This is a genomic window from Calothrix anomala FACHB-343, assembly GCF_014696435.1.
Lineage (GTDB): Bacteria > Cyanobacteriota > Cyanobacteriia > Cyanobacteriales > Nostocaceae > Aulosira > Aulosira anomala_A.
The window spans coordinates 25,368-36,205 of the sequence record NZ_JACJQG010000014.1 but is presented as its reverse complement, the minus strand read 5'-3'; the positions used below and the strand labels follow the sequence as shown (position 1 = coordinate 36,205).

The window sequence follows — 10,838 nt, the reverse complement described above, 5'->3', positions numbered from 1 at the left end:
ACCCCCCTACTTTGGTTAAGGTAGGGGGTTTTTAAATGTTATTTTTTTTAAAAAACTACTTGACAGGGGTAGCATCAACATCGACAGTATTTGCGGTGGTCGTATTATCCTCAGATGTATAATTAGTGCTAGTTTCTACATTACCTTTACGTGCTTTCCAGCCTTCAATTACTAATCCAGATACCTCAGTAACTAGCAGAGTCAGCAGCAACACATCATCAATTTCACCGACAATCGGGATAAAATCAGGGGCTATATCAATAGGACTGAGAATATAAACAAGAGTTCCTAAAATTACCCACCAACGATATTTAGGATTTTGTAGCAAACTGCGATACCAGGTGTAAACTGATTGAATTGAAAATTTCATGTTTTGAACCTCCAGTTACCTTTAATTTTGACAAATTATGCTTAAAACTCCCGGTGGGAATAACCGCCCAACAATGTCTGGAAGATGCTACAAAAATATTTAAATTTGCAATTTTTTATTTCCAAATAGCCAAACCTAGCTGTGATAACCATCCTGGTTGATGAGCTTATGTAAATCGAATTTGTCAGCAAATTAATGGTAAATTCGCCATCAGACTATGGTAATTGTGCATTAATCTTTAAAATTAAAGTGCTTTGCGATATTTATTTTGGTAGTGGAGGGAGGAGATTTAAACAGTGGATATTTTAGATTTATTTTACAAAGGCGGCCCAGCCATGTGGCCTTTGCTAGCGCTGTCTATTTTAGCTTTGAGCGTAATTTTTGAGCGCTTGTGGTTCTGGCTGCGTATTTTGACTCAAGAACAAGAAATTGTCAATCGCGTTTTAGATGCAGCTGGCGAGAATTGGGAAGTTGCAGCAGATATTGCCAGACAAGCAACAAATCAACCTATCGGTAGATTTCTTTATGCTCCCTTAAAACTAGTCAAAAGCGATCCAGAAACCTTTCGCTTGGCTTTAGAAGCCACAGCCGAAGATGAGTTAGCAGGAATGCGGCGAGGGGAAAAACTTTTAGAAGCTGTAATTGCACTAGCGCCGATGCTGGGATTGTTGGGTACTGTGTTAGGTTTACAACAATCTGTAGGTAATCTTAAGCTGGGAGAATTTGGTACTAACGCCGTAGCTGATGTTCCCGCAGGTATTGGTACAGCATTAATTACTACAGCCGCAGGTTTAATTATTGCAATTGTGGGTTTGGTATTTTACCGCCTGTTTCAAAGTTTTGTTGTTAACCAGGTAAAAGTCTTTCGCAAAGCGGGGAATGAATTAGAGTTGCTTTACCGTCAATCACCGCCAGACTTTAGCAATAGTACATCGATAATTTTGCGGGAACCTCCCAAGGAAAATTTTAATCCGCCCCGGAAACGCGGTAGAAACAAATTTTCTAGTTCTCCAGAAGTATCAGAGGGGAATGATTCTGTAGACCCTGAGCAATAATTAAGACTTCTATCCTTGAAGCAGGCAGAGGTAATATCATGAAAGTTAATTTGCATACTCCGGTTGAAGAAGTCCAAATTCAACTCATTCCCTTAATTGATGTCATTTTTTGCATCTTGACGTTTTTTTTGCTAGCAGCTTTGCAATTTACTCGTCAACAAGCAATTAATATCGATTTGCCCAAAGCTAACAGTGGGACATCACCTACAGGCGCTCTCCAGGCTAATAGTAATATCTTACCAGTAACCATTGATGCTGTCGGTCAGACCTATGTAGAAAAAAACATGGTCACCAGAGAACAATTAGCAGAGGTGTTAAAGCGTTACGTCCAAGCAAATCCCAACGGCGTTTTAGTCCTGAATGCATCGCGGACAGCAACATACAACGATGTCATCGAAACTTTGGATTTACTACGTCAGGTAGGAGGCGATCGCGTATCTTTGGGAATTATACCAGGCCCGTCTCCAACATCTACAAATCCCAACGCGCCTGTAATTCCATCTTTCCCCATTAATCCTGGTACGACAGAACCTAATAGCGCACCATTACCCGGTGTCACACCCCAAGGTGGTAATCCTAATTTTCCCCTAACCCCAACTCAACCCCAACCAGGAACAGGTATTAATCCGGTAAATCCGCAAATTGCGCCTGTCGTTCCTAATTCCACACAACCTAACCAAAATGTAGCCCCTGGAACAACAAACTCGGCACCAAAAAGGAGATAACAGAATCAAGAAAGATGAGGGAGAAATTCTCCCTTATCTTAATTTGTGTTGTTTATATACTTAATTCCCATCTGAGAATTTTGTCCTAATTGCTCTAAACATAAAGATATCTAAAATATTTTTTGTAAAGAGAAAATAAATCTGCTAATTTACAAATAATTGGTGGGGTTCCAAAACTTTTTCTCTTAATAGACTGAGTAATTTATCGCCAATCGCCATTTACGTTTCAGGGGTTGTGGCAATGAATGAAGTTGGGATACTTTTGATAGTGTGGTTAGTGACATTTATTAGCTTGTTGGTAATTTGTAAATTACCCTTAGGAGTAGAAATTGATACTCTAGGTAAGACCTTATTATTAGCAATAATCATTAGTATCTTCACCACAATAGTTAGGCCAATTCTACACTTTGTATTTACAGTTACAAGTTTACTCACGCTCAACTGGTTAGCCGACTTGTTTACCTTTATGATGGCCGTTGTTTGTTTGAGTATTGCTGGGTGGTCAGTAGATGGTTTTCGCTTGCGTTACAACATTTGGAGTGCTGTTTTTGTAGCGCTGGCACTGACTATCATTCAAAGTATAGCTTACGAATTATTAGGTGTATAAGTGAATTTTTGGCATTGCTGAATAAAAATATGAATCAAGCGATCGCCTCAAGCTTGCGGGCGCACAGCGCCCGCAGCGCCACTGACCCATACTTAAGATAATATATTACCAATCGAATTGAATGCTTCAGCATTTCTTCTGACAACTGAGTACAAAAAAGTTTTCCGGTGTAGTCGAGCCAGATAATGTCTTAAACGGCTATTTTTTCCTTCAACTCTTGTCATCATTACTATTAACAATTCAAAATTCAAAATTCAAAATTCTCTCTTGGAAAGTTCTGATCGGAGGAAACCTCCGCTCAGACTTTCCGCAAAATTAAAGACATTTTCAGTCGGGGATTTAAACCCCGACTGAAAATGATACTACGTATAGACGTAGGGGTCTTAAACCCTTTTATGTACGATAAAACAAGGGTAAACGGCGAAGCCTCGTGTAACGTAGAAATAAGAAGCCCAACATTTAATTATCAACCATAACTTTTTAAAAGTTTCTGAACTTCTATCCCCTAGAACCCAAGCTATAATTCCTGTATCACTGTGATTTCCTGCTGTCCACAACCAAATTTTGTTTTTTTTACCAATAAAAGTTTCAAGTTCATCAACTTCTGTAACTTCTGGTATCTCACTTTTATTAGGTGTATCTGGCAAAGCACTAGTAACTTCTCTAACCCAATTTATAGCAGTGGTATGATGTACTTTATTGACTTTTTCTATTGCACGAAAACCAGCAACCTCAGACGTACATTTCTAGACATTACCTTTTAATATCTTCCGTATATCCTTTTTGGTCATATGAATCGATAAACTGACGTTGACAATTGGCACAAATGTAATGAGCGTTTACCACGTTGTTTATCATTTTTACGAATATGTGTTGATGCACACCTTGGACATTTCCGAAGCGATCGCTCTAATTCATATTTCTATTCTGCAACGCCAAGATTTTTATCCAAAGACCTTCATAATTCTCATTGCTTGTCAACAAGATCAATAATCGCACGAATAAGCGGTATATCTCGCACCAACATATATATGAATAAATCTTTAGTTGGTTCAGCATTAATTACCCGTGAATTATCGCTCATCTGATTTGCTTCTTTATGAAATATGCTTTTTATAGCCTTGTTTAGGCATAAATTTAGCTTAAGTCTATTCCTTTCTGCCCCTAACCATAAAAATAACCTCTGGAAGTTATCGGATTTGTACATGGTACAATAGCAATACCTTAGAGGTTATTGTTCAATCGTTTTATTAATTGTTCTAATTGTTCAAGCGAATTATTCCTCCAAAATACAATATAAAGTATAAAATAATACTACTCGACCGTAACACTCTTAGCAAGATTACGAGGCTGGTCAACGTCTAAACCGCGACGGGCGGCGATATGATAAGCCAATAATTGCAGAGGTATAACTGTGAGGATGGGAGAAAGTAATTCATCTACAGTTGCTACTGGTAATAAATCGTTGAAGATTTCCCCTGCTTCGCCATCTTTCACGGGAGTAACACCAATTAAGCGGGAATCTCTAGCTTTGGCTTCTTGGGAGTTAGAAATAACTTTTTCGTAAACACTACCTGGAACTGCGATCGCAACTACTGGTACTTTAGCATCCAAAAGGGCGATGGGGCCGTGTTTCATTTCGCCGGCTGGATAACCTTCGGCGTGAATATAGCTAATTTCTTTTAATTTTAATGCACCTTCTAAAGCGATGGGGAAGTTAATTCCTCTGCCTAAAAATATCACATCTTGGGTTTCTGCAAATTCGTGGGCTAATTGTTCTGTTAAATTTTCTTGAATGTCTAAAGTAGCTTCAATTTCTTTGGGAATTTGTCGCAAACCTTCAATAATATCTGCAATTTTTTCCGGCGAAATTGTTTGCCGATGAACAGCTAAATCCAAAGCTAAAGCGTAAAATGCCATTAATTGAGCAATAAAAGTTTTTGTTGCTGCTACCCCAATTTCAATTCCCGCTAAGGTATTAATTATATGGGGTACTAAATGACCAAGGCTGCTTTCTGGGCGATTGGTAATACCTAATAATTTGGCTTGATATTTACTTTCTTTACCTTGGCGACGTTCTTTTTCCATTGCTAAGGCTGCTAAAGTATCAGCTGTTTCCCCTGATTGCGTCACACCAATAATTAATGTATTAGCTATCAAAGGTGATGGTGCATAGCGATACTCAGAAGCATAGTTGACTTGGGTAGAAATCCCGGCTAGTTGTTCTAACAGGTATTTTCCCACTAAAGCGGCGTGCCAACTCGTACCGCAAGCAACAATTTGTATTTGTTCGATGTCTGCGTAGAATGACTCAGGTAATCCTAGATTAATTGGTGACTGGGTATGACTAGAAGAATTATTCTCACTACTAAAGTAGGCTTCTAAAATAGCCCGTACCACTCCCGGTTGCTCGTAAATTTCCTTGAGCATGAAGTGCTTGAATCCCTGCTTCTCTACCATTGTGGGACTCAAGTTTAATAATCGGGGCTGCTTTTTCAGTCTATCGCCAGCAAAGTTGTAAATTTCTACACCTAAAGGTGTTAAGCGCGCAATTTCCCCATTTTCTAATGGTAGTACAGCTCTGGTATAGGCAACGATCGCCGGTGTGTCGGAAGCGCAAAATAACTCACCTTGTCCAAACCCAATTACCAAGGGTGCTTGCTGGCGCACGACAATCAACTCATCCGGATAATCAGCAGAAATAACTGCGATCGCAAAAGCGCCTTCTAGGTGGTTGACAGCTTGACGCACTGCATCTAATAAAGAAGATGGAGATGTTTTGAGAATTTCAGCAATCAGATGGGGAATTACTTCTGTGTCTGTTTCCGAACGAAATAGATGTCCTTTGGCTTTTAATTCCTCTCGTAACTCGCGGTAGTTCTCAATAATGCCATTTTGTACCACCGCCACTCGCATTGCCGTATCCATGTGAGGATGGGCGTTATATTCTTCTGGTTTACCATGAGTTGCCCAACGAGTGTGACCGATACCAATTTGCGCTGGAGTTTCTACTTGTTCTAGTTTAGAACGTAAATTTTGCAGTTTACCCTTAGCCCGCACACATTGTACATCACCTTCCCAAATGGTAGCGATTCCCGCCGAATCATATCCGCGATATTCTAGTTTTTCTAAACCAGATAATAAAATTTCTGTCGCTGCCTGCGTACCAATATACCCAACGATTCCGCACATTTGTTTCACCCCCACCTGTGGATCATGACGCCGACTTTTTTAGTTGGTATCATAGAAGTGACATTTTAGCAAAGAAAAAGGAGCTTACCGCTCCTTGTAATTGTGATTATTTTTAAAGAACGATGCTGTAGGGTGGAAATTGCCACCCTACGATGCTAAAAATGCTTGCTAATGAAGACAGTTAATTGCGAGCAAAATCAAGATCCTAATAAGCTAGACCCATGCTGCGAGTTGTTTCAGCACCCAAGTAAACCCGAATGCTTAAAAAGTCTGTGGGACAAGCAGTTTCGCAGCGTTTGCAGCCTACGCAGTCTTCTGTACGGGGTGAAGAGGCGATTTGAGCAGCTTTGCAGCCATCCCAAGGTACCATCTCCAGTACGTCAGTGGGGCAAGCGCGGACACATTGAGTGCAGCCAATGCAGGTATCGTAGATTTTTACGGTATGAGACATTGAAAAAAGGCTCCTTTCGAGTGTTCTTCTCTGCGAAGGAATTATAATCAAGGCATAGTTTACCGCAGTGGCTGAGGCTCCGTAATCAAAAGGCTACATAACTTTAAACAATGTAATAGGCATCCAGTTAGATTAGCCTTGTGTCTATCGGTCTCTAGCGCCTGATTCCCCGATAAATCAACCAACTCATCAGCAGAAATTTACCCCCCACGCTTCCTGGAACAGCATAGACTTTGTGAAGATTTGTGAATTTAAATCAATCTTGATCCAACAGTGAAAGCGCAGGTAGAGAAGTTGGCGGTGGGACTTAGCAGGTTAAGTCAGGATGCAAAACTTAACTGAAGAACTGACTAAGCGATCGCCTGGGTTGATTTCGATGCCAATCATAGCATTTTGTCAATCTAATTTTGTAGTGCCCTTGGCGTTTATTGATGAGGGGCATGGGGCATGGGGCATGGGGCATGGGGCATGGAAAGAGAAATTTTCATATTTGGTTGTGAGATTTTCTCATGAGGGGCTAGCTTGACAATAGTGTTGACTGTTGACTGTTCAGAGAGATGTTCTTGTGATTTCTCCCTTGTCTTCCTTGTCCCCCTTGTCCCCCTTGTCTCCCTTGTCCTCTTTGTCTTCCTTGTCTTTCTTTCATGGAAAGCCAATACTCAATTAGCGCAAACTATTAATTATAGTCTAGATTCGGTAAGCTAGAAGAGATTACTGCGATACCATTCTTATAGTGTAAATCTCATCACATAAGCCTATGGAGCCAGACTCTTTACCAACCGAGGTGATATTGACGCATCCGCGTCAAACCCTCGGTAAAGCGCAACTGGATTGGACACCCCAACCTGGAAATTATCTCGATTTTGACGGCAAAACCTACGCCGTTTTAGAGCGCCGCCACAAATATCAATTAAAATCAGGGCGCTATCGCTTGCATAATATCGCCCTTTACGTACAATCTGCGCAAAGACCTGCTGAGAAAAGTTTCGTAGAGGGACGATGGGTAGTTGGCGATGCTACCTGTAGCTACAATGCACTTTCGGAAATTGTTCGTTGTGCAGTCAATCCCACCGGCCCTTGTACATCTTGCCGTTTTTATGAAAGGAAAAAGGCTGAAGCATGAGACTCAAACTTTAGCCTTTTTCAATTATTTCGCCAACCGTTAAACGGCTACCATTAACAAAATCCCATCCCGACTGAGGACGTTTACCCGCTAGCTGAACTTCTCGCAACAACAACATACCTTCGCCAGTTTGCACAATCGCGCCAATTCCCTTGGTAATGCTCACCACTTCTCCCGGACTACCAGATAATGTTGACAAATCAGGTAATTTACGCATTATTTTCTCTAATTCTGGTGGTAGCTCATAGCTATAAGCAGAACCAAGGGGAACGGTAGCAGTAATTTTTAGCAATTGATTGCGAAACTTGGCGGTACAGTTAGGGTAAAAGCCTCTGATTTGATTGTGTAATTCCATAGCGCTTCTAGACCAATCTAAGCCATAATCCTGCTTTTCAATTAAAGGTGCATAAGTCGCTTGAGAATCATCCTGAGGAATGGCGGTGATTTCTTGGCGTTCTAACTTAAATAAAGTATCCACTAGTAAATCTGCACCAATATCAGCTAGCCTTGTGGCTAAAGTGTGGGCATTGTCCAGTAACTCAATCGGTATAGTGGCTTTTAGTAACATTGCTCCTGTGTCCATTCCTGCATCCATTAACATGGTGGTGATCCCGGTTTCTGGTTCACCGTTATGTAAGCACCATTGAATCGGCGCAGCACCTCGGTATTTAGGCAAAATTGAGCCATGCACGTTAATACAACCCAATTTCGGCATTTCTAAAATTTGTGGCGATAAAATTTGTCCGTAGGCGACTACCACGAACGCATCAGCACCAGATTCTTTGAGTTTGGTTAAGGTAGCAGTATGCTTTTTCACTCGTTGTGGTTGCCATACTGGTACGTTAGCAGAAATAGCGAGAGTTTTTATGGGTGAAGGTGTTAATTTATTCCCTCTTTCTCGGCGTTTATCTGGTTGCGTCACAACTGCCAATACCTCTATATTTGGGTTATTCAGCAATTTTTCCAGGGTAGGAACAGCAAACTGGGGAGTACCAAAAAATACGATTTTCATGTTAGTTAATCGGCAATAGTCAATAGTCAATAGTCAACAGTCAAGGGTCATTAGTCAAGGGTCATTAGTTGTGAGATAATAGCCAGTAGGCTATCTGGTATAAAGGTTTGACTGGCGACCATCATGCAATTATCTGGCAATAAATAAATTTTTTGCTGCTAAAGTTGTTAAGTAATGGTGAAAGCAAAAATTCCTTGATAGACTTATAATTAGGTCTAAGTTAGCCAACATATCAGCTAGTAATAATTATTCTTATTTCTAGCGCCCTCAATGTTTGGGCAATGTCTGACGACTATTGACTGTGCATCTACCTGTTAAATTTAGTTTTATTGTGTTTCCTGTAATTAAGCTTTAGGTGTATTTACATCCAAATGTCAATAGGTTCTCACAATTAATGTAGAACAGATGACAATTGGTGAACTTGCGTAGATACTAGTATTTGGTTTTTCAGTAGGAAATATGTCGGGCGTCAGCTTTGCCAGTTTTTACGGTAACGTCTAAAATTTACCGAGATTCAGTTTCTGCGCTGTTGTCGCGGGTGATTAGGTAGAAAGTCTTAGACACCTACGTACTCGAATCTCGGCTGTTGTTTATGTACGACTTAAATGATTAAGTTTAATACTCATTCGTGATTACCCCTAGGTAAAGTTGAGTATTAAGTTTTGAGTATGCCTGTAGTGTATCTATAAGTATGCTTTGGATCGCCAAATTAATCTGTAATATTACTTGCTCGCAGGTTACTAAGCGAATATACTGAATGGTTATCAGATAAGGTGTTAACTATGATACTTGAGTTTTATAAAGCTGTAATAAATTTCAGGTAATTATCTCGTTAAAGCTTTTAGTTTCTTGTTATACCTATATCCATAGCCAAATTCATTGCTGCCCAGGTACGCTCCTCACACAGCAACTGCTACCCTCTAGAGAGTCAACCCATGCTAAAACCTCTTTTGCTGTCAGGATGGTTTCGCGCACAACCATTAGTTAAATATGCTGTCATTGCAGTACTGATCGCCCCTCTAGTAGCAGCATCAGGCCACTCTACCTCGGCTAATCAATCAGAAGTAGCAAATAACACTTCTGAGCGGGAAAAATCTGGTTCAGCTACCGTAGAAATGGCGGCTGTTAGTGAACCAGATTTAGCCGATTTATTAACAGCAGATCCAACCCAAACCTCAACTCCAGAATCTGACTCTCAACTGCAAGGAATAGCTACTGTTGGAGAATCGCCATCAGCAGTAGAAAATCAGCAGTCTGCGGCTGGAGTGGAAGGTATTCTGCAACAAGGCTATGCTATTTCCAGCAACAATGTAGGTGGTAAAGATCCATTAGCAGCCGTGGAACTTGCGCCATCAACAAAGCTAAATTCCGAACAATTAAATTTATTGCCAAAGTTAAAACACTCAAAAATTAAATCTTTACAAGCAGGAAATAATTCTCTGCCTAGAGAGATAATTTTAACTCAATCACTGGCTGCAACTCAAGTTACACCTATTTTAACTCCGACCCAACCCAACGCGAACCCAGAAACACCGGTTTCTGAACAACCAGGTACAGAACAAGCAGCAAACGATCCCATAGGTAGTCCCCATCCGATTCCTTGGAAATGGATTACAGCGACTCAGGAAGCGATCGCATCTAATGGAGGTTCGGGAGTGCGTTATTACCGTAGCGTACCTGTAGCTTCTCCCGATGGTAAGTATGTGGTTTATAGTCGGGTACGACTGGAAGTCAAACCCGAAATGTATAACAGCCGAGTTACTAGCGTGTTGTTTGTGGAAGAGGTAAAAACTAAGAAGTTGCGCGTCATTGCGTCAACTTCGTTATTGGGCGATCCTTTATTAAATGTTAAACAAACACCAGAAGCCGGACAAACTGATGGCACAATTGGGGTATTAGTTCCGGTTAGCTGGTCAGAAAAAGGCGATCGCTTTTTAGCGCGTCGGTTTGAAGGGATATTTAACACGGCTGATGCTACAGATCGTGCTGTGATTTGGGATAGCCAAAACAATCAAGCTAACACGGTTTCTCCTGTAGGCGAATCAGAAGAAGATCATGAAAAAATCGCTGTATTATTAGGCTGGAGTAAAGGTCAACCCGATCGCGTACTCTTCCGCGCTGGTCAATTAGGCGAGGAAGACTGGCCATTAGTACAGGTAGCAGCTGATGGAAAAATTGTCACTACCAATACAAATGCCGATCAGCCGATTACTTTTGGTCAACAACATACAGATGTATGGGCAGGGCCACAAGTTGCTTCTCGATAATTGAGTTTATCTAATCTTCATAATCCTGTTGTTAAA

General features: G+C 40.8%; 9 protein-coding genes and 2 pseudogenes. 5 read left to right on the top strand and 6 right to left on the bottom strand.

Annotation, left to right across the window (positions count from 1 at the left end; genetic code table 11):
* Positions 1-55: 55 nt before the first annotated feature.
* Positions 56-370: a YkvA family protein gene (locus tag H6G08_RS10095; protein WP_190541214.1), complete on the bottom strand. Its 315-nt coding sequence runs from the start codon at positions 368-370 to the stop codon at positions 56-58.
* 296 nt (positions 371-666) lie between these two features.
* On the opposite strand from H6G08_RS10095, the gene H6G08_RS10090 reads away from it, so the two are divergent.
* From H6G08_RS10090 to H6G08_RS10080, 3 genes are all read left to right on the top strand, one after another.
* Positions 667-1,425 (top strand): MotA/TolQ/ExbB proton channel family protein, encoded by a 759-nt coding sequence (locus H6G08_RS10090; RefSeq protein ID WP_190541211.1) that lies wholly within the window; start codon positions 667-669, stop codon positions 1,423-1,425.
* A 38-nt stretch (positions 1,426-1,463) separates the two neighbouring features.
* The gene (locus H6G08_RS10085; RefSeq protein ID WP_190541207.1) at positions 1,464-2,150 is read left to right on the top strand and encodes an ExbD/TolR family protein; all 687 of its coding nucleotides are present in this window, start codon (positions 1,464-1,466) and stop codon (positions 2,148-2,150) included.
* A 241-nt stretch (positions 2,151-2,391) separates the two neighbouring features.
* Positions 2,392-2,757: a phage holin family protein gene (locus tag H6G08_RS10080; RefSeq protein ID WP_190541205.1), complete on the top strand. Its 366-nt coding sequence runs from the start codon at positions 2,392-2,394 to the stop codon at positions 2,755-2,757.
* Positions 2,758-2,791: 34 nt separating this feature from the next.
* Here H6G08_RS10080 and H6G08_RS38800 read toward each other — a convergent pair.
* The 4 genes and pseudogenes from H6G08_RS38800 to psaC form a co-directional block, all read right to left on the bottom strand.
* Positions 2,792-2,981: pseudogene (locus tag H6G08_RS38800) on the bottom strand (IS1 family transposase); the annotation flags it as partial.
* Positions 2,982-3,158: 177 nt separating this feature from the next.
* Positions 3,159-3,625 (bottom strand): annotated as a pseudogene (locus H6G08_RS38795) (IS1 family transposase); the annotation flags it as partial.
* A gap of 446 nt (positions 3,626-4,071) precedes the next feature.
* A complete protein-coding gene (gene glmS, locus H6G08_RS10060; RefSeq protein ID WP_190541198.1) occupies positions 4,072-5,949 on the bottom strand; it encodes a glutamine--fructose-6-phosphate transaminase (isomerizing) in 1,878 nt (625 codons plus the stop codon).
* Positions 5,950-6,154: 205 nt separating this feature from the next.
* Positions 6,155-6,400 carry a photosystem I iron-sulfur center protein PsaC gene (gene psaC / locus H6G08_RS10055; RefSeq protein ID WP_012411495.1) on the bottom strand — a complete coding sequence of 82 codons (246 nt, stop codon included), beginning with the start codon at positions 6,398-6,400 and terminating at the stop codon, positions 6,155-6,157.
* Positions 6,401-7,157: 757 nt separating this feature from the next.
* Here psaC and H6G08_RS10050 point away from each other — a divergent pair.
* A complete protein-coding gene (locus tag H6G08_RS10050) occupies positions 7,158-7,523 on the top strand; it encodes a DUF6464 family protein (RefSeq protein WP_096643843.1) in 366 nt (121 codons plus the stop codon).
* A gap of 10 nt (positions 7,524-7,533) precedes the next feature.
* Here H6G08_RS10050 and fmt read toward each other — a convergent pair whose 3' ends face one another.
* On the bottom strand, positions 7,534-8,535 hold the full coding sequence (gene fmt / locus H6G08_RS10045) for a methionyl-tRNA formyltransferase (protein WP_190541195.1): 1,002 nt from the start codon (positions 8,533-8,535) through the stop codon (positions 7,534-7,536).
* Positions 8,536-9,470: 935 nt separating this feature from the next.
* Between fmt and H6G08_RS10040 the strand changes: the two genes are divergently transcribed.
* Positions 9,471-10,802 (top strand): hypothetical protein, encoded by a 1,332-nt coding sequence (locus tag H6G08_RS10040; protein ID WP_190541192.1) that lies wholly within the window; start codon positions 9,471-9,473, stop codon positions 10,800-10,802.
* Positions 10,803-10,838: the final 36 nt, after the last annotated feature.

Coding starts and splice junctions, on each gene's coding strand:
- glmS (WP_190541198.1), bottom strand. CDS start 5,949: ATGTGCGGAATCGTTGGGTATATTGGTACGCAGGCAGCGACAGAAATT.
- psaC (WP_012411495.1), bottom strand. CDS start 6,400: ATGTCTCATACCGTAAAAATCTACGATACCTGCATTGGCTGCACTCAA.
- fmt (WP_190541195.1), bottom strand. CDS start 8,535: ATGAAAATCGTATTTTTTGGTACTCCCCAGTTTGCTGTTCCTACCCTG.
- H6G08_RS10040 (WP_190541192.1), top strand. CDS start 9,471: ATGCTAAAACCTCTTTTGCTGTCAGGATGGTTTCGCGCACAACCATTA.
- H6G08_RS10095 (WP_190541214.1), bottom strand. CDS start 370: ATGAAATTTTCAATTCAATCAGTTTACACCTGGTATCGCAGTTTGCTA.
- H6G08_RS10085 (WP_190541207.1), top strand. CDS start 1,464: ATGAAAGTTAATTTGCATACTCCGGTTGAAGAAGTCCAAATTCAACTC.
- H6G08_RS10050 (WP_096643843.1), top strand. CDS start 7,158: ATGGAGCCAGACTCTTTACCAACCGAGGTGATATTGACGCATCCGCGT.
- H6G08_RS10080 (WP_190541205.1), top strand. CDS start 2,392: ATGAATGAAGTTGGGATACTTTTGATAGTGTGGTTAGTGACATTTATT.